At 74.8% G+C, this 18,884-nt stretch carries 11 protein-coding genes; 5 read left to right on the top strand and 6 right to left on the bottom strand.

The features are described 5' to 3' along the window. On the top strand, positions 1–2,091 hold a 2,091-nt coding region (locus tag ACFWA9_RS31195), incomplete at its 5' end, for an ALF repeat-containing protein (protein ID WP_380391512.1). A gap of 81 nt (positions 2,092–2,172) precedes the next feature. On the opposite strand, the gene ACFWA9_RS31190 is transcribed toward ACFWA9_RS31195, so the two are convergent. The 4 genes from ACFWA9_RS31190 to ACFWA9_RS31175 form a co-directional block, all read right to left on the bottom strand. Continuing rightward, positions 2,173–3,039 carry a phosphatase PAP2 family protein gene (locus tag ACFWA9_RS31190; RefSeq protein ID WP_380391509.1) on the bottom strand — a complete coding sequence of 289 codons (867 nt, stop codon included), beginning with the start codon at positions 3,037–3,039 and terminating at the stop codon, positions 2,173–2,175. A 10-nt stretch (positions 3,040–3,049) separates the two neighbouring features. Then, complete coding sequence (locus ACFWA9_RS31185) at positions 3,050–4,021, bottom strand: YihY/virulence factor BrkB family protein (protein ID WP_380391506.1); 972 nt, start codon at positions 4,019–4,021, stop codon at positions 3,050–3,052. Then, positions 4,022–5,758, bottom strand: coding sequence for a diacylglycerol kinase family protein (locus tag ACFWA9_RS31180; protein WP_380391503.1), 1,737 nt, complete (start codon positions 5,756–5,758; stop codon positions 4,022–4,024). 105 nt (positions 5,759–5,863) lie between these two features. Then, positions 5,864–7,231 (bottom strand): mycothione reductase, encoded by a 1,368-nt coding sequence (locus ACFWA9_RS31175; RefSeq protein ID WP_380391500.1) that lies wholly within the window; start codon positions 7,229–7,231, stop codon positions 5,864–5,866. A 225-nt stretch (positions 7,232–7,456) separates the two neighbouring features. Between ACFWA9_RS31175 and tkt the strand changes: the two genes are divergently transcribed. Beyond that, on the top strand, positions 7,457–9,601 hold the full coding sequence (gene tkt / locus ACFWA9_RS31170; protein WP_380391497.1) for a transketolase: 2,145 nt from the start codon (positions 7,457–7,459) through the stop codon (positions 9,599–9,601). 207 nt (positions 9,602–9,808) lie between these two features. Here tkt and ACFWA9_RS31165 read toward each other — a convergent pair whose 3' ends face one another. Further along, complete coding sequence (locus tag ACFWA9_RS31165) at positions 9,809–10,102, bottom strand: DoxX family protein (RefSeq protein WP_380391494.1); 294 nt, start codon at positions 10,100–10,102, stop codon at positions 9,809–9,811. A 212-nt stretch (positions 10,103–10,314) separates the two neighbouring features. Between ACFWA9_RS31165 and ACFWA9_RS31160 the strand changes: the two genes are divergently transcribed. The 3 genes from ACFWA9_RS31160 to ACFWA9_RS31150 all read left to right on the top strand — a co-directional run bounded on the left by ACFWA9_RS31160 (position 10,315) and on the right by ACFWA9_RS31150 (position 18,051). Continuing rightward, complete coding sequence (locus ACFWA9_RS31160) at positions 10,315–10,470, top strand: DUF6131 family protein (RefSeq protein ID WP_352286563.1); 156 nt, start codon at positions 10,315–10,317, stop codon at positions 10,468–10,470. A 347-nt stretch (positions 10,471–10,817) separates the two neighbouring features. After that, complete coding sequence (locus tag ACFWA9_RS31155) at positions 10,818–15,413, top strand: HAMP domain-containing protein (RefSeq protein ID WP_380391490.1); 4,596 nt, start codon at positions 10,818–10,820, stop codon at positions 15,411–15,413. A 49-nt stretch (positions 15,414–15,462) separates the two neighbouring features. Next, the gene (locus ACFWA9_RS31150) at positions 15,463–18,051 is read left to right on the top strand and encodes a SpoIIE family protein phosphatase (RefSeq protein WP_380391487.1); all 2,589 of its coding nucleotides are present in this window, start codon (positions 15,463–15,465) and stop codon (positions 18,049–18,051) included. 73 nt (positions 18,052–18,124) lie between these two features. On the opposite strand, the gene ACFWA9_RS31145 is transcribed toward ACFWA9_RS31150, so the two are convergent. After that, positions 18,125–18,580, bottom strand: coding sequence for an ATP-binding protein (locus tag ACFWA9_RS31145; protein ID WP_352286558.1), 456 nt, complete (start codon positions 18,578–18,580; stop codon positions 18,125–18,127). Positions 18,581–18,884: the final 304 nt, after the last annotated feature.

Below are 18,884 nucleotides of genomic sequence, written 5' to 3'. Positions count from 1 at the left end.
GTGCGGGAGGCTCAGGCCTCGGCGCCCGCCGCCGCGGCCACCGCGTCGGCGTCGGCCAGTGCCTCCGCCGGTCAGGCCACCGCCCAGTCCCGCCGGGCCGCCGCGGCGGCCGCGGACGCGCGCAGTGCGTCGGCCGCGGCCACCGAGGCCTCCGGGCGGGCCAACTCGCTGGCCTCCCGGGCGGCTTCCGCCGCCCGGGAGGCCAACAGTGCGGCGAACAGTGCCGCCGACCACGCCGAGAACGCCGCCAAGGCGGCGGACGAGGCGGCGGCCCAGGCGGGCAGCTCGCAGGACTGGGCGAACAAGGCGACCGAGCACGCCAACGCCGCGCTGGCCGCCGCCACGACGGCCACCGACGCGGTGACCCTCGCGCAGGGCGTCGAACAGCTCGCCCGCGAGAGCGAGCAGGCGGAACTCGATGCCGACACCAAGCTCGGCATCGACGAGGCGGCGACGCTGCAGAAGGACGAGCAGGACCGGCAGGCCCTCCTGGAAGCCGCCGCGACGCAGGCGGCGTCCGTCAGCGAGGCCACCAAGCAGCTGCTGGCCACGGCCGCCGATCCCGGGCAGGACACCAGGGCGGCGGCCGACGCCGGTCGCCGGGCCGCCGTCAACCTGCTGTCCAGCAGCGGCGCCTGGACCGGACAGGCCGCCCAGGAGGCGCTCGCCGGCACCGACCGGGAGGTGATCGGCTGGGCCAGGTCCGACCACCCGAAGGCGCTGCGCCAGGACGACCGGGCGAAGGTGGCCTTCCTCGCCGGACTCGGCGGGCCGGGCCTGGCCCAGGCGGCCCAGCAGGTCCTCGCGGCCGACGACGCCGCGAAGGTGGAGAAGTTCCTCACCGAGGACCTCTACACGATCCAGGCCGAGGACTACCGCGTCCAGATCCTCAAGCTCATGAACAACGCGGGCAGGGCGGTCAGGGACGCCGGCAGCGCCGCGCTCAGCGACGGCAGTGCCAAGGCCCTGAGCGCCTTCCTGCTCACCGGCTACCCCACGGCTCTGGCGGAGGACGACCGTGTCGGCGCGCTCGCCGCCATCGCCACCGGCGGCCCCAACGTGGCGGCCGGCGGGCAGGTCGCGATGGCCGGTCCGGCCTGGATGCGCACCGCCTTCGTCGGCCGGGCGCAGTACCGGGCGGCGCAGCAGGACCAGGACACCGCCACCCACGTGGCGGCCGTCCGCGCGCTGATCGCGGGCGCCGCCCAGGCCGCGGCGCTCGCGAACCAGAACGCCGCCGAGGCGTCCGTGGTGGCGGCCCAGGCCCGGTCGTCGGCCGCGGAGGCCGGTCAGTGGGCCGACCGGGCCAGGGCGTCGGCCTCGGAGGCCAAGGGCTACTCCGACCAGGCGAAGGCCAGGGCGGCCGAGGCCAACACGTCGGCGGCCGCTGCGGCGGCCTCCGCCCAGCAGGCCGCCGCGGCCGAGACCACCGCGCGGCTGGCGACCCGGGAGGCCAACTACTCGGCCAACCAGGCGGTGGCCTCCGCCGGTAGCGCGGTGGCGTCGGCGGCCGGCGCGGCGTCCGCGGCCGCCGACGCCAGGCGATCGGCGGTCGCCGCCGGCATGAGTGCGGCGCAGGCCGAGCAGGCCGCCTCCGAGGCCCGGGACACCGTGATCCGGAAGACCGCGCAGGAGCAGACCCAGGAGGTGGCCAGGGCCGCGGAGCAGGCCCGGCAGGACGCCGCGAACAACGTCAACCCGGCGGACCACCCGCGCAACGACAGCGTCACGCCGCTGCCCAGGCCCAACGGCGGCATCGAGCTCCCCGGCCCGCCGGACTACCGGGCCCTGGCCCGCCAGTACGCGGCCGCGACCCGCCAGGTGAGTTCCGTGACCGGGATGCTGGCGTTGCCCGCGCGGTTCATCCCGGTGATCGGTCCCGCCGCGTCGGCCCAGCTCACGCGGATGTCCCTGGAAGCCGGCGTGGCCAACGTCCTGTTGACCGGCTACGGGTACGGGTGGACCAGCAAGGAGTTCATGCACTCGGTCGGCAGGTTGACGTTGAGCACCGTCGGCTGGCCGCTGGCCAAGAAGCTCGGGGGCGACAAGGTGGTCAAGGGAGCGTCGCGCCTGTTCAAGAAACTCTTCTGACCTCGGCCTCCGGGGCGGCCTGCCGGTCCGACCGGCGGGCCGCTCCGGCTTCCCGCCCGCCCCCGGCGGCCGGCCGGCGCCTCACCGCACCGGTCGGTGCGGGCGGCTGCCGGCCGGCCGCGGGCCGGGGTCGTCGTCCGTGGCGAGTTCGGGTTCCAGGCCCTCCGGGAGCCTCGGCGTGCGGAGGCCGCTCTCCCGCCGCCAGGCCTCGAACGCCCAGGCGGTCGAAGCGACCAGCGCGAACCCGAGCAGCCAGCCGCCGAGGACGTCGCTGACCCAGTGCACGCCGAGGGCGATCCTGGTCAGACCCGTCCCGAGCACGGTCACCGCGGCGATCGCCCAGGCCACCGGGCGGGCCCGCCGGGGCACGACCGGCAGGAGCACCAGCAGCAGGATCGCGCACGAGGCCATGGCGGTCATGGCGTGCCCCGACGGGAAGGAGAAGCCCGGCGCGTGGGCGACGGGATCGGGCAGCCGGGGCCGGACCCGGGCCACCGTGACCTTGACCAGCAGGCCGGTCAGACCGGCGGCCAGCTCGGTGAGGGCCGCCCACAGGGCCAGCCGCCAGGCCCGCCGCCACAGCAGCCAGCCGACGGTGGCCGCCACCAGCAGGCGCATCGTGACCGGGTCCCAGACCCAGTTGCTCAGTACCCGCGTGGTCTCCAGCAGGAGCGGGTGGTGCCGGACGGCTGCGTTCAGGTGCACCGCCGCGCCGGCGTCCAGCTCGCGCAGCGGCTCCCAGCCGGCCTCGATCAGCACCAGCAGGACGGCGGCCGGCACCGCCGCCACGGCGAACGCCAGGACGGCCCCGAGCAGGCGCTCCCCGAAGCGCCGGTCGGCCCGGCGCTGGGAGAAGCGGCGCCGGGTGAGCCAGCGCCGGGAGAGCCGGCGCAGCGCGGGGACCCGGGTACGGGCGGGGCTTCGGTGCGGCCTCCGGTCAGCTGTCATCACGGCTCGTCTACCCACGACCTGCGGAGTCATCCTCGGGGTCGGGCAGCACCGGCTCCTCGACGCCCGCCCGGTCGGCCTCCAGCTGCGCGGCGAAGGCGATCCCGAGGAAGAGCGCGATCGCGGTCAGGTAGGCCCACATCAGGAGCGAGATGATCACGCTCAGCGGCCCGTACACCGCGTCGATCGAGTTGCTCAGCCGCAGGTACAGGCCGAGTAGGGCGGTCAGGCCGACCCACAGCACCAGGTACACGGCGGCGCCGAAGGCGAGCCAGGTGTGGCCGGGCTGTCGGCGGCGCGGTGCCCGGTGGAAGATGACGCTCGCGGACAGCAGGGCGAGCACGATGCCGGCCGGCCACCGCAGGACCGCCCAGACGAGGGCCTCCCGATGGGTTCCCGGCCCGCCCGCCTCGACGACCGCCGCGGCGATCTCCCGGCCCGCCACCAGCAGGACGAAGCCGAGGCCGAGCGGCAGACCGGCCAGCACGGCCATCAGCAGTCCGCGCGCGTACTTGCGGTGGAAGGGCCGGTCGCGTTCGATGCCGTAGATCCGGTTGGCCCCGCGCTCGATCTGGCACATCGCGGTGGCGACGTTGACGAGGGAGAACACGGCGCCGCCCCACAGGGCGACGCTCCCGCCGTCCCCCGCGCGCTCGCGGCCGCTCCGTAGGACCTGGTCGACCAGGTCGGAACTCGGGCCCGCGGTGAGCCGGGCGATGGTCAGCTCGGTCACCCGGCCGAGCCACTGGGTGTGCAGGACGGACGAGAGGCCGACCACCGCGATCGCGAACGGGACGAGGGCGAGCACGGTCTGGAAGGCGAGGGCCCGGGCGTGGCTGAAGCCGTCGGCGTAGCGGAAGCGCAGGAAGGCGTCCCTGAGCAGCTGCCACCGGCCGTACGCGCGCAGTGTCGTGACGGCCTCGTCGGCGGAGAGCTCCTCGGGCTCGCGGCCGCGGGGGCCGACGCGGGTGGCGGTTCCCACTCAGCTGCTCCGTTCGGCCGGGACGGGATCGGCTCCGACCGGGTGGGACCCGTCGCCCGCAGCCCCGTCGACCGCAGCCCCGTCACCCGCAGCCCCGTCACCCGCGGCTCCGTCGACCGCGGCTCCGTCGCCCGGGGGCCCGCCGACCGGGGGCCCGCCGGCCGTCGGCGTGTGGACCAGCAGGGCGCCGGGCCGGACGGCCAGCCGCAGGGTGCGGCCGGCCGGCAGGCACTCCCCGTCGAGCTCCCGCGGCTGGTCCCGGTCGGCGGTGAGGTGGATCCGGCGCGCCTGGAAGTGTTCGAACGGCGCCGACCCGCCCCCCGCGCCGGTCCGCCCGGTGAGCAGCCGCGCCGCCGCCGCCGGCCAGCCGGCGAGGCCGCGCGGGTGGACGAGGACGAGGTCGAGCAGGCCGTCGTCCGGCCGGGCGCCGGGCAGCAGCCGGATCCCGCCCTGGAGTGCGCCGACGTTGCCGATCACGGCCATCGCGGCCCGCCGGTGGAGCGGGCGCGCGTCGTCCAGGGTGACGGTGAGCCGCATCCGGCGGTCGCCGAGGTGGCGGAGCAGCGGGGGCACGTAGGCGGGCCAGCCCCAGCGGCTCTTCGCGCGGCGGCTGGTACCGGCCATCGCCGCGGCGTCCAGGCCGATGCCCGCCATGGCGCTGACCACCGTGGCGGTGATGCCGTCGCCGTCGGCCGTGGCGAGGTCGATCCGGCGGGGCCCGCCCGCGAGGGCGTCCGCCAGCGCCCGCGCCGGGTCCGCCGGCAGGCCGAGGTTGCGGGCGAGCAGGTTCCCGGTGCCGCAGGGGACGATGGCCAGCGCGACGCCCGTACCGGCGAGGGCGTGCGAGCACGCCGTCACGGTGCCGTCGCCGCCGCAGGCCACCACCAGGTCGGCCCCGGCGGCGACCGCGGCCGCCGCGGCGCCCCGGCCGGGGTCGGCCTCGCTGGTGGCGGCTCTGGTCGGCGCCGCCCAGCCGCGGCCGGCGAGGACGCGGTCGATCCGGTCGAGGGTGTCCTCGTCGACCAGGACGGGGTTGAAGACCACCACCGCCCGGCCGGCGGACGGGTGATCGGGTACGGCTGCCACGGTGGTCTCCCTGGGGTCGGAGAGGAAAGCCCGCCACATGATCCAGAGCACGGCACCGCCGTTCACCAGCCCGGCCAGCACGTCGGTCGGGTGGTGCATGCCGCGGTACAGCCGGCTGAACCCGACCAGCACCGGCAGCAGCGCCGCCAGGGCGCACAGCGGCAGCCGGAGCGGCCCCCGAAGGCGCAGGACGGCGAGGACGGCCAGTGCGCCGTACAGCGCGACCGCCGCGCCGACGTGGCCGGACGGGAAGCTGGAGGTCGGCGGTGCGCCGTCGAGCCGGGGCGCGGTCGGCCGGGGCCGGTCCACGCACAGGGTGACCAGCAGGAAGACCGCGGACTGGGCGGCGACGGCGCCGCCGAGGAAGGCGGCCTCGCGCCACCGCCGGGCGCCCAGCAGCAGCGCGAGCACGGCGGCGCCCGCCACGGCGATCACGGCCCCGGTGCTCGCGAGGACCGAGAGCCACGCGGTGACGGTGTCGAGGACGGGTACCCGGCCCGCGGCGAGCCGGTCGGTCAGCGCGTTCTCCCCCGGCCGCCAGAGGTGCAGCGGCGGGTGGGTGATCGTGAGACCGGCCAGCACCATGAGCACCGTCTGGGCGAGCAGTGCCGGTGCGATCGTTCGGAGCGGACGCCTTACCCCTGTGGTCACGCCACTCGTCTGCCCGGACACCGCCGTTTCATGGCCGGGCCGGCGCATCCCGTCCGGACGGCGCCCTCCGGACGGGATGCGCCGCCTGCCCGGCCGGGCCCGCCGTCAGAGGTCGAGGTCGAGCAGGGCGTTGGCGACGACCTCGGTGAGGGCGGGGTGGATCCAGTACGGGGTGCCGGCCAGGGTGGGGACGTCGATGCCGAGGCTCATCGCGACGACCAGGGGCTGGATCAGGGTGGACGCCTGCGGGCCGAGGATGTGGGCACCCAGCAGGCGGCCGGTCCCCGGGTCCGCGATCACCTTGCAGAAGCCGGCGGTGTCCTCCAGCGCCCATCCGTAGGCGACGTCCGCGTACCGGCGGGTGGCGGTCGTGTAGTCGAGGCCGGCGTCCCGGCACTCCTGCTCGGTCCGGCCCACCTGGGCGATCTGGGGGCGGGTGAAGACCGCGGCGGGGACGGCGTCGTGGCTCGTGGCGATCAGGTCGTCGGGGTGCAGCAGGTTGTGCGCGACCACCTGCGCCTCCCGGTTGGCGACGTGCTTGAGCGGCACGGGGGTGCACACGTCACCGAGGGCGAAGACGCCCGGCGCGGTGGTCCGCTGGTGGGCGTCCACCACCACGCGGCCGTCCTCCCGCAGGGCGATGCCGGCCCGGTCGGCGTCGATGGTGTCGCTGTTGGGGGTCCGGCCGACCGCCACCAGCAGGGCGTCGGCCTCGACCGCGGAGCCGTCGTCCAGGCGCAGCCGCAGCCGGCCCGGTTCCCCCTCCAGTCCGGTCAGCTCGACGCCGGTGCGCACGTCGAACGCGGAGCGGGCCAGTCGGGTGTAGGCGCGGGACACCGACTCGTCCTGCGGGGCGAGCAGGGTCTCCTGCTTCTCGATGACCGTGATCCGGCTGCCGGCCGCGTGGAAGACGTGCGCCAGCTCGGCGGCGATGTAGCCGCCGCCGAGGACGGCCAGGTGCCGCGGCGGCGTCGGGCGCCGCATGATCGTGTCGGAGGTCTCGTAGGGCAGCCCGCTGTCGCGTACCGGCGGCGGGACCACCGGGCGGCTGCCGACCGCCACCACGACCCGGTCCGCGGTGATGTGCACCTCTCTCCCGTCGCCCTCCACCACCAGCGTCCGTTCGCCGGTGAAGCGCGCCCGGCCGCGGTGGACGGTGACGAAGTCCGAGTCGCGCCGGCCCTGCTCCCCCTCCGCGGCCTGCCCGTCGAGGCGCCCGAAGACGCGGTCGCGTACCCGTGGCCACCGCAGGACGCCCGGTGCGGCGTCCACGTCGAAGCGGCCGGCCTCCCGCACGGTGTCCGCGACGTCGGCCGTGTGGGCGAGCATCTTGCTGGGGATGCAGCCCCGGTTCAGACAGGTCCCGCCGAACGGCCCCTCCTCGACGACGGCGACGTCGAGGCCGCCGAAGCGGTCGTCGATCACCGTGTTGCCGGAGCCCGCGCCCAGGACGACAAGATCGTGGTGTGGCATGTCCGGAGGCTACCCCCGCGCGCCGCCCCGACACCGGAGTGCGGAGGGGCCGCCCTTCGGGTCGCGGACGGGGCAGCCGCGCGCCGGCCGGACCGGGCGGGTGAATCCCGGACCGGATCGGGCCATGCGGGTCCGGTCACCGGGTAGGCGCTGGAGGCCGCGCGGACGCGCCGAACCGTCCCCGGCGACCTCACCGACCCCGACCGGCCCCCTGGGAGGACACCCGTGACACCCCCCGACAAGCACCCCGCGACCCGCCACCAGTCGCTGGCCGACCCCGTCGCCGCACGTGCGGGCTGGGACGCCGTGGACGTCCGGGCCGTGGACACCGCCCGGCTGCTCGCGGCCGACGCCGTGCAGCGCACCGGGAACGGCCACCCCGGGACGGCGATGAGCCTGGCGCCACTGGCCCACCTGCTGTTCCAGAACGTCCTGCGCCACGACCCCGGTGACGACCAGTGGCTGGGCCGCGACCGCTTCGTGCTGTCCTGCGGACACACCAGCCTCACCCTCTACGTCCAGCTGTACCTCACCGGCTACGGCCTGGAGCTCTCCGACCTGGAAGCCCTGCGGACCTGGGGTTCCGCCACCCCCGGCCACCCCGAGTACCGGCACACCCGGGGCGTGGAGATCACCACCGGCCCGCTCGGCCAGGGGCTGGGCGCGGCCGTCGGCATGGCGATGGCAGCCCGCCGGGAACGCGGCCTGCTCGACCCGGACGCCCCGGACGGCGAGAGCCCCTTCGACCACCACGTCTACGTCCTCGCCTCGGACGGCGACCTCATGGAGGGCGTCACCGCGGAGGCGAGCTCGCTGGCCGGCCACCAGCGGCTGGGCAACCTGACCATGGTGTACGACCAGAACCACATCTCGATCGAGGACGACACCGACGTCTCGTTCAGCGAGGACGTCGCCGCCCGCTACCGCGCCTACGGCTGGCACGTGCAGACCGTCGACTGGACCCGCACCGGCCGCTACGTCGAGGACGTCGACGCCGTCCTCGACGCGCTCCGGGCCGCCCGCGCGGAGACCACCCGGCCCTCGCTGCTGGTGCTGCGGACGGTCATCGGCTGGCCCGCCCCCAGCCTCCAGAACTCCGGCAAGGCCCACGGCTCCGCGCTCGGCGACGAGGAGGTCGCCGCCACCAAGGAACTGCTCGGCTTCGACCCCGCGCGCAGCTTCACCGTCGAGGACGAGGTCCTGACCCGCACCCGCCGGGCGCGCGAGCGCGGCCGTGAACTCCACGAGGCCTGGACCCCGCGCTACGAGCGCTGGCGCGGCGAGCACCCCGAGCGCGCGGCGCTGCTGGACCGGCTGACGGAGCGCCGGCTGCCGGACGGCTGGGCCGACCACCTGCCGGCCTTCCCCGCGGACCGGGAGGGGCTGGCCACCCGCGCCGCCTCGGGCCGGGTGCTCACCGCGCTCGCACCGGTCCTGCCCGAGCTGTGGGGCGGCTCGGCCGACCTCGCCGGGAGCAACAACACCACCATGGACGGCGAGCCCTCCTTCCTGCCCGAGGGCGTGGAGACCGCGGAGTGGAAGGGCGGCCCGTACGGCCGCACCCTGCACTTCGGGATCCGGGAGCACGCCATGGGGGCCATCCTCAACGGGATCGCCCTGCAGAGCCTGACCCGCCCCTACGGCGGCACCTTCCTGACCTTCAGCGACTACATGCGGCCCGCGGTGCGACTGGCCGCGCTGATGGAGCTCCCGACCGTCTACGTCTGGACGCACGACTCGATCGGCCTCGGCGAGGACGGCCCCACCCACCAGCCGGTGGAGCACCTCGCGGCGCTGCGCGCGATCCCCGGCCTCGACGTGGTGCGCCCCTGCGACGCCAACGAGACGGCCGCCTGCTGGCACGCGCTGCTGGAGCACCACGACCGGCCGACCGGCCTCGTCCTCACCCGGCAGAAGGTGCCCGTCCTCGACCGCGGGACCGGCGGGTGCGCACCGGCGGACGGCGCCGCCCGCGGCGGCTACGTGCTGCGCGACCCGGCCGACGGCGCCCCGCCCCGGGTCCTGCTGCTGGCCACCGGCTCCGAGGTGCACCTCGCGCTGGCGGCGCAGGAGCGGCTGGCCGGTGAGGGCGTGGCGAGCCGGGTGGTGTCGCTGCCGTGCCTGGAGTGGTTCGCCGCGCAGCCGCGCGAGTACCGCGACGACGTCCTGCCGCCCGCGGTGGCGGCGCGGGTGAGCGTGGAGGCGGGCGTGGCGCTCGGCTGGCGCGAGCTGGTCGGCCCGCACGGCCGGATCGTCAGCCTCGACCACTTCGGCGCCTCCGCCGATTACCGGCGCCTGTACAGCGAGTTCGGCCTCACCGCCGAGGCCGTGGCCGGGGCCGCGCGGGAGAGCCTCGCGGCGGCTGGCTGACGCCGGGTCCGCCCCGGTGCGCCCGCCCGTCGCGGGCGGCCGCACCGGGAGCGGGCGTCAGCCGGTCCACCGCCGGTGCCGGGCGCGCCAGGCCAGCGACGGCCCCGCTCCGGTGTCCGCGGCCGTGATCAGCAGGCCGCCGCACATCGACAGGTTCTTCAGGAAGTGGATGCGCTGCCGGGCGCGCTCCTCCTCGTCCTTGACCTCCTAGAACCGGTGGCCGGCCAGGGTGACCGGGACGAGGGTCGCCGCCAGCGCGAGCGCGGCGGGCCGGGTGAGACGGCCGGACGCCAGCAGCGCGCCGGCCACCACCTGGACCCCGGCGTTGAGCCGGATCGCCGTTTCGGGCCGGCGCGGAACGGCCGGGACGTGCTCGGCGAGCGGGTCGACCACCGGTTCGGCGGCGGCCTCCAGCCGGGCGGGGTTCAGTAGGGCGTCGGCGCCTCCGTAGAGGAACATCGACGCCAGCATCGGTCGTGCACAGGCTCGCAGGATGGACATACCCGGCGTCTTTCCGGTCCCCCGGCGGCCAATCCCCGTCGCGCGGGGCGTTCCCCCGACGGGCGGCCCGGGGCTCGGCGGGTCCCCTCGGGCTCGTTCGGGTGGGCCGGCCCGTCCGGGCGACAACAAACCGGCGAGGGCCGGTTGACCCGTCGGCAATCGGGCAGACGCACGGCGCGGGGGAAGAGCTCACAGAGCCCAAGGAGCGCGGCATGATCGTCCTCGGAATCATCCTTCTCGTCATCGGTCTCCTCACCGGCCTCGGCTTCCTGTGGACGATCGGAGCGGTCCTCGTCGTCGTGGGACTGATCCTGTGGATCCTGGGAGCGGTCGGGCACGCCGTCGGCGGGCGCAAGCACTACTGGTGAGGGAGGCCGTCGACCGACCCGGCACAGCGCCGTCCCGGGGCCGCCGGAGTGCCGGCCGCCTCCCCGGCCCCAGGGCCCTCACGGGCGGGCAGCCGAGCACCCTGCCCGCCCCGTCCTCGCCACCGTTGCCCCCGAGGCAACCCCGCCAGGACCGCGAACGGCGGGTGGGGCCGATCCGTTCCGGGCAGGGATGAGGGGAGTTCGCCCTCGACAGAACACGTACGGTAGCGTCCCCGACAGCATGTTCCGAGGCCCGGTCCCCGGGGTTCATACGGCTTCCGACCGTGTGGCACCCGGGGACCGGGCCTGATCCGCGGCCGGGTGCTCAATCAGGAAGGCGGCGTCCGATGGCTGGCGCGACGAGGTCCCAGACCGCACACACCGGCGGTGGCGACGGCACCGCGCAGGTCGACGAACCCGATCTCCGGCGGCTGCTCGGCGGCCTGACCGCCGTCCGCGACGGCGACTTCGGCACCCGGCTGCCGGACGACGCGGACGGGCTGCTCGGTGAGATCGCCACCGTCTTCAACGGCATGGTCGACCAGCTCTCCCGGTTCACCTCCGAGGTGACGCGGGTCGCCCGCGAGGTGGGCACCGAGGGCCGGCTCGGCGGGCAGGCGGAGGTCCCCGGAGTCTCCGGGACGTGGAAGGACCTCACCGACTCGGTCAACGCGATGGCGGGCAACCTCACCTCGCAGGTGCGGGACATCGCCCAGGTCGCCACCGCGGTCGCCAAGGGCGACCTCTCGCAGAAGATCGACGTGGCGGCGCGGGGCGAGATCCTGGAGCTGAAGAACACCGTCAACACCATGGTCGACCAACTGTCCTCCTTCGCCGCCGAGGTGACCAGGGTGGCCCGCGAGGTCGGCAGCGAGGGCCGGCTCGGCGGCCAGGCCCAGGTCCCCGGGGTCGCCGGCACCTGGCGCGACCTCACCGACTCGGTCAACTTCATGGCCGGCAACCTCACCGACCAGGTCCGCAACATCGCCCAGGTCACCACGGCGGTCGCCAAGGGCGACCTCTCGCAGAAGATCACCGTCGACGCCCGGGGCGAGATCCTGGAGCTGAAGAACACCGTCAACACGATGGTCGACCAACTGTCCGCGTTCGCGGGCGAGGTGACCAGGGTGGCCCGCGAGGTCGGTACCGAGGGCCGGCTCGGCGGCCAGGCCCAGGTCCCCGGAGTGGCCGGCACCTGGCGCGACCTCACCGACTCGGTCAACTTCATGGCCGGCAACCTGACGGCGCAGGTCCGCTCGATCGCCCAGGTGGCCACCGCCGTCGCCAAGGGCGACCTCTCGCAGAAGATCCGGGTCGACGCGCGCGGCGAGATCCTGGAACTCAAGGAGACCATCAACACGATGGTCGACCAGCTGAGTTCCTTCGCCGGGGAGGTGACCAGGGTCGCCCGCGAGGTCGGCACCGAGGGCCGGCTCGGCGGCCAGGCCGACGTCCGGGACGTCTCGGGGACGTGGCGCGACCTGACCGAGTCGGTCAACGTGATGGCGGACAACCTGACGGCGCAGGTCCGCTCGATCGCCCAGGTGACGACGGCGGTCGCGCTGGGCGACCTCTCGCAGAAGATCCGGGTCGACGCGCGCGGCGAGATCCTGGAACTCAAGGAGACCATCAACACGATGGTCGACCAGCTGTCCGCGTTCGCCGACGAGGTGACCAGGGTGGCCCGCGAGGTCGGCACCGAGGGCAACCTGGGCGGCCAAGCGACCGTCCGGGGTGCGTCCGGCACCTGGAAGGACCTCACCGACAACGTCAACGTGATGGCCTCCAACCTGACCGGGCAGGTCCGCTCGATCGCCCAGGTGGCCACCGCCGTCGCCAAGGGCGACCTCTCGCAGAAGATCACCGTCGAGGCCAAGGGCGAGGTCGCCGCGCTGGCCGGCGTCATCAACACCATGGTCGACACCCTCTCGGCGTTCGCCGACGAGGTGACCCGGGTGGCCCGCGAGGTCGGCACCGAGGGCACCCTCGGCGGCCAGGCGCGGGTGCCCAACGTCGCCGGGACGTGGAAGGACCTCACCGACAACGTCAACTTCATGGCCCACAACCTCACCAGCCAGGTCCGCAACATCGCCCAGGTGACCACCGCCGTGGCCAACGGCGACCTCACCCGCAAGATCGACGTGGACGCCCGCGGCGAGATCCTGGAACTCAAGACCACCATCAACACCATGGTCGACCAGCTCTCGGCCTTCGCCGCCGAGGTCACCCGGGTGGCCCGCGAGGTCGGCAGCGAGGGACGGCTCGGCGGCCAGGCCGAGGTCGAGGGAGTCTCCGGCACCTGGAAGCGGCTCACCGAGAACGTCAACGAACTGGCCGGCAACCTGACCCGCCAGGTCCGGGCCATCGCCGAGGTGACCAGCGCCGTCGCCGAGGGCGACCTGACCCGCTCGATCACCGTGGACGCCTCCGGCGAGGTCGCCGACCTCAAGGACAACATCAACTTCATGGTGGAGTCCCTGCGCGAGACCACCCGGGCCAACGAGGAGCAGGACTGGCTGAAGTCCAACCTCGCCCGGATCTCCGGCCTGATGCAGGGCAGGCGCGACCTCCCCGTCGTCGCCGAACTCATCATGGACGAGCTCACCCCGCTCGTCTCGGCCCAGTACGGGGCGTTCTACCTCGCCGAGGAGACCGCCACGACCGCCGAGGGCGCCTCCACCACCTTCCTCCAGCTGATCGGGTCCTACGCGTTCCCGCCGGGCGCGACCCCCACCCGCTTCCGGCTCGGCGAGTCCTTCGTCGGCCAGGCCGCCCGCAGCCGGCGCACCATCGCGGTCGACTCGCTGCCCGCCGGCTACGTCAGCATCTCCTCCGGCCTGGGCCGGGCCGAGGCCGCCTCGCTGATCGTGCTGCCGATCGTCGTCGAGGAGCAGGTGCTGGGCGTCATCGAACTCGCCTCCGTCCGCGCGTTCACCCCCGTCCACCGGGCCTTCCTGGAACAGCTGATGGAGACCATCGGCGTCAACGTCAACACCATCGTCGCCAACGCCAGGACGGACGAGCTCCTCGGCGAGTCCCAGCGCCTCACCTCCGAACTGCAGGCCCGCTCCGAGGAACTCCAGGCCCGCCAGGAGGAGTTGCAGTCCTCCAACGCGGAACTGGAGGAGAAGGCGGCACTGCTCGCCGCGCAGAACCGGGACATCGAGACGAAGAACCTGGAGATCGAGCAGGCCCGCCAGGAGCTGGAGGACCGCGCCCACCAGCTCTCGGTCGCCTCCACCTACAAGTCCGAGTTCCTCGCCAACATGAGCCACGAGCTGCGCACCCCGCTGAACAGCCTGCTGATCCTCGCCCAGCTGCTCGCCCAGAACCCGACCCGCAACCTGACCGCCAAGCAGGTCGAGTACGCCGGCATCATCCACTCCGCGGGCTCGGACCTGCTCCAGCTGATCAACGACATCCTCGACCTGTCGAAGGTCGAGGCCGGCAAGATGGACGTCGCCCCCGAGCGCCTTCCGCTGCGCAAGCTGCTGGACTACGTCGAGGTGACCTTCCGCCCGCTCACCACCCAGAAGAGCCTGACCTTCGAGGTCACCACCGCCGCCGACGTACCGGCCGAGCTGCTCACCGACGACTACCGGCTGCGCCAGGTGCTGCGCAACCTGCTCTCCAACGCGGTCAAGTTCACCCAGCGGGGCAGCGTCCGGCTGCGGATCGAGGTGGCGAACCCGGCCGACGTGCCGGAGGTGGCCCGCCGCGACGACGGGCCGGTCGTCGCCTTCCACGTGGTGGACACCGGCATCGGGATCGAACCCGACCACCTGGAGAGCGTCTTCGGCGCGTTCCAGCAGGCCGACGGGACGACCAGCCGCAAGTACGGGGGCACCGGGCTCGGCCTGTCGATCAGCCGGGAGATCGCCTTCCTGCTCGGCGGCGCCATCACCGCGCGGAGCACCCCCGGTCAGGGCAGCGTCTTCACGCTATACCTGCCCGCCGCCCGGGCGGACTACGTCGAACTGAGCGGCCGGCAGCCCGAGTCCACCGCGGAGGCCGGGCCGGCCGACGCGGCGGCGCCCCACCAGGACGAGCCGGCCGGCCACCCGGCGCCGCCGCCGGCCGCCCAGCCCAAGCGGCTGCTGGTCATCGAGGAGCGCCCGCGCGGGCTGCTGTCCCTCGTCGCGGAGAGCGCCATCGCCGACCTGACCCGCCACGCGGACCTCGGCGACCCCCGCGAGGGCGTCGAGATCATCACCACCGTCGGCGCGCGGGAGGCCGCGGAGACGCTCGCGGCGATGCCGTGCCACTGCGTCGTCCTGGAACTGGACCTGCCGAACGGCGCGGCGCTGGACCTGCTGGAGGAGATGGCGGCGGACGCCGCGCTGCACAGCGTGCCCGTCCTGGCCCACAACAACCGCCGACTGGGCGCCGGACAGGAACGGCTGCTCCAGGAACGCGCCGCCGCGCAGCCCCTGGAGCTGCTGTCCAGCCTCGACGAGCTGCGCGAGCGCATCGCCCTGCACCTCAGCGCCGAACAGCCGGGCGACGTCCTGCCCCTGGTGCGCGCCGAGGACACCGCGACCCCGCTCGCCCAGCACGTCGACGGCTCGCTCGCCGGGCGGACGGTGCTCGTGGTCGACGACGACGACCGCAACCTGTACGCCCTCACCGGGATCCTGGAGCTGCACGGCATGCGGGTCCTCCAGGCCGAGAACGGCCGCGCCGCGATCGACACCCTCACCCGGACCGCGGGCATCGACCTGATCCTGATGGACGTGATGATGCCGGAGATGGACGGCTACGCCGCCACCACCGCCATCCGCGCGATGCCGGACCACTCCGACCTGCCGATCATCGCCGTCACCGCCAAGGCGATGATGGGCGACCGGGAGAAGAGCCTCGCGTCCGGAGCCAGCGACCACGTGACCAAGCCCGTCGACGCGCGCGACCTCATCGCCTGCATCGAGCGCTGGCTGCGCCCGTAGTCGCGATCCACCCAGGCCGGCCGAGACCACACAATCCGAGGAGGGAACGATGCGCGACCGCGAGCCGCTTCGGGGCGCCGGAAGCCGACCGTACCTCGCCGTGCCGGACCAGGAGGACCGCCCGGAGTGGGAGGACCGCCCCGACTGGGAAGGCCGCCCCGAGCGGGAGGGCCGCCCCGACCGGGAGAGCTGCCCCGAGCGGGAGGGCCGCCCCGACCGGGAGAGCCGCTCCGACTGGGAGGGCCGCCCCGAGCGGGAGGCCGGCGGGCACTCCTGGCCCGTCACCCAGCGGAACGCGGCCACCCGGGCGCCCGCGACGGCGGCCGAGATAGGCGTCGTCGGCCACCTCATGTCCACCGTCGAGCGGCTGCGCGCCGAACTCGCCCTGGCCCGGTCCGAGGCCGACGGCCGGGCCCTGGTCGAGCTGGCGAAGGGCGTCCTGGTCGAGCGCCTCGGCTGCGGCCCGACCGACGCGTACCGGCAGCTCGAAGGGCTCGCGGGCCGGTCGAAGGTGTCCGTCCTGGAGCTGGCGGCCGACGTGGTCAACCAGGCCTCCCGGGACCGGATCGCCGACGTCGCGCGCGAGTTCGTGGCGGCCGCGGGCGAGCCGCCGGTCGGCCTGCGGCTGCGCAGCGCGGAGACGGGCATCCTCGGCGCCGACGATGTGCAGGCCGTCGCCGAGTCGGCCCTGGAGCACGCGCTGCGGCCGCTCGGGGCGCAGGCGGTGGCGATCTGGTCGGCCAATCCGGACCAGTCCCTGACGCTGGCGGGCAGCGCCGGCTTCGGCGCCCAGGAGGCGCCGCTGTGGCGGCACGTCCCCCCCGGCGTGCAGACCCCGGCCCGCCAGGCGCTCGTCGCGCGGGCCGCCACCGCGTACGAGTCACTGGCGGCGGCCGGCCTCCCGTCCATCGGGCAGCGCGAGCTGACCGGTGGCCGGCTGGCCGTGCCCGCCGGGGCGGGCGGCCGGATCACCGGCGTGCTGGAGATCTGCTGGCCGGGCACGCTCCCGCCGCGGTCCCAGTCGCTCCAGCGGCAGTTCGAGACGCTCGCCGAACTCTGCGCGACCGCCCTGGAGTCCTGCCCGGCCGGTGACGCGGACGCCCAGGCGCCGCGCACGGCCGAACTCCTGGAGCTGGTCCACGGCATGCCCCACCCCTGCCTGGTGCTGCAGCCGCTGTTCGGCGCCGCCGACCTGCCGACCGACTACCTGATCACGCACGTCAACCCCGGCTTCGTCGACTTCGCCGGCCGGCCCCGCAGCTGCATCGCCGGCGCCCGCCTGCTGGAGGCCTACCCGCTGGCCGCCGAGCCGGGCGGCCTCTTCGAGAAGATCGAGCACGTCCTGGCGACCGGCGAGTCGTTCCGCTCCCCCGCGATGAGCCTCTCCGCGCTGGTCGGCGGCGTACCGCTGACCACCGAGGCCGCCGTCGACATCAGCCGGCACGGCTCCCACGTGGTGGTCCTCTGGCGGACGCAGGACGCGACGGCCAAGGTCGCGAACCTCCTCCAGCACGCCCAGCGGCTCGGCCGGATCGGGGGCTTCGAGGAGAACCTGCGGACCGGCGAGATCGCCTGGAACGACACGCTCTTCGACCTCCACGGGCTGCCGCTCACCGCCGACCCCCTCCCGATCGAGAACCTGGCCGAACACGCCCACCCGGACGACGGACACACCATCGGCCGGTTCCTGCGCACCCTGCTGCACCACCGGCGGTCCGCCTCCACCGCCTTCCGGCTGAAACGGGCCGACGGGATCGCCCGCCACATCCGGGTGGTCGCCGAGCCCGTCATCGGCGCGGACGCCCGGATCATCGCCGTCCGCGGCGCCTACCAGGACGTCTCCGCCCAGCACTGGACCGAGGTCGCCCTCGCCGCCACCCGCGACCAACTCGCCCACACCGAGCAGCAGTCCGCCGAGCGCAACCGGCTCGCCCTGCAACTGCAGCACGCCATCATGCCGCCCAGCCGGGGCTCCCTGGACCTGCACGACCTGCGGGTCGCCGTCCGCTACCGCCCGGCGGAGAAGGACCACCTGGTCGGCGGCGACTGGTACGACGCCGTCGGACTGCCGACCGGCCAGGTCCTCCTGTGCGTCGGCGACGTCGCCGGCCACGGGATCGACGCCGCCACCGGCATGGTCGCCCTGCGCAACGCGCTGCGCGGCCTGGCCGCCACCGGCGCCGGCCCCGCCCAGCTCCTCGCCTGGCTGAACAGCGTGACGCACCACCTGACCGACAACGTGACCGCCACCGCCGTCTGCGCGCTCTACGAGCCGCGCACCCACGTGCTGCGCTGGGCGAGGGCGGGCCACCTGCCGCCGCTCCTGCTGCGCGACGGCCGGGCCCGCAAACTGCCCGCGGTCGCCGGCATCCTGCTCGGCGCGATCGACCAGGCCGAGTACGAGGAGGGCGAGATCCAGCTGAAGACCGGCGACACCCTCATGCTGTACACCGACGGCCTGATCGAACGGCGGGACCGCTCGCTCCAGGACTCCCTCGACGACCTGCTCGCCGGCGCCGAGGCGCCGGAGCGCTCGGACGACCCGGCCGAGCTGGAGCGGCGGCTCGACCACCTGCTGCGGTACAGCAACGCGGACACCGACGACGACACCTGCCTGATCGGCATCAAGGTCCGCTGAGCGGCGGTCCGTGACGTAGGCCGACCGCGACACCGGCGGGCGGGCCCCGGCGGGCCCTCAGGCCGGGGCGCCCTCAGGCCGGGCCGCACAGCCGCCCGGCGGTGTCGCGCGGGTGCGGGTCCCGCTCGCCCGGCGGGTGGAAACAGGCGATCACCGTCTTCCCCTCCTGCTGGCGGCGGATCTCCCACTCGTCGGCGAGGGCGTCCACGATCGCCATCCCCCGCCCGTTGAGCGCGTCGGTGCCCGCGCTGCGCGGCTCCGGCACCGCGGTGCTCCCGTCGTGGACGGACACGTGCAGGCACCGGCCGTCCCACACCAGCACCAGCTCCGCGCTGCTGTGGGCATGGATGTGGGCGTTGGTCAGCAGCTCGGAGACGGTGAGCAGGACGGCGTCCACGGTCTCGGGCGCGTCCCGCGTCCACGCGAGCGAGCGCAGGTGGTTCCGAGTCCACCGCCGCCCCGCCCGGACACCACCCGCGATGGGGAATGAGCGGGCCCATCCCGTGGCCCTCACCGACGCGTCGCCCATGGCCCGATCCTCCGTCCCTCTTCAGTCCGTATCCAGCGCCTGCCCCCAAAACCCGCCCCCACGCACCCGAGGGCCGGACCCGATGCCGGGCGGTGATCCCGCCCGTCGTCGGTCGGCGCCGGCGCCCTCCTGCGCCGCGACGGGGCGCGGCGGGCGCCCGGCCGGACCGGTACGCCTGGCCGCCGACGGCGGACGCACGACTTCCGGCCGCGGACAATGGCCATTGTCCGCGGCCGAACTGCGGTTCCGCCCGTTCCTGTTGTGGACAACGTGAGCTCTCGCGAAGGTGGAGAGCCCGGCGGGA

Source organism: Kitasatospora sp. NPDC059973, from assembly GCF_042737525.1.
GTDB lineage: Bacteria > Actinomycetota > Actinomycetes > Streptomycetales > Streptomycetaceae > Kitasatospora.
This window is presented reverse-complemented; position numbering and strand designations above follow the sequence as displayed.

What these genes read in the sequence shown, in the direction of transcription:
- ACFWA9_RS31190 (WP_380391509.1), bottom strand. Translation starts at nt 3,039, where the DNA reads ATGACAGCTGACCGGAGGCCGCACCGAAGCCCCGCCCGTACCCGGGTC.
- ACFWA9_RS31175 (WP_380391500.1), bottom strand. Translation starts at nt 7,231, where the DNA reads ATGCCACACCACGATCTTGTCGTCCTGGGCGCGGGCTCCGGCAACACG.
- ACFWA9_RS31165 (WP_380391494.1), bottom strand. Translation starts at nt 10,102, where the DNA reads ATGTCCATCCTGCGAGCCTGTGCACGACCGATGCTGGCGTCGATGTTC.
- ACFWA9_RS31160 (WP_352286563.1), top strand. Translation starts at nt 10,315, where the DNA reads ATGATCGTCCTCGGAATCATCCTTCTCGTCATCGGTCTCCTCACCGGC.
- ACFWA9_RS31155 (WP_380391490.1), top strand. Translation starts at nt 10,818, where the DNA reads ATGGCTGGCGCGACGAGGTCCCAGACCGCACACACCGGCGGTGGCGAC.
- ACFWA9_RS31150 (WP_380391487.1), top strand. Translation starts at nt 15,463, where the DNA reads ATGCGCGACCGCGAGCCGCTTCGGGGCGCCGGAAGCCGACCGTACCTC.
- ACFWA9_RS31145 (WP_352286558.1), bottom strand. Translation starts at nt 18,580, where the DNA reads ATGGGCGACGCGTCGGTGAGGGCCACGGGATGGGCCCGCTCATTCCCC.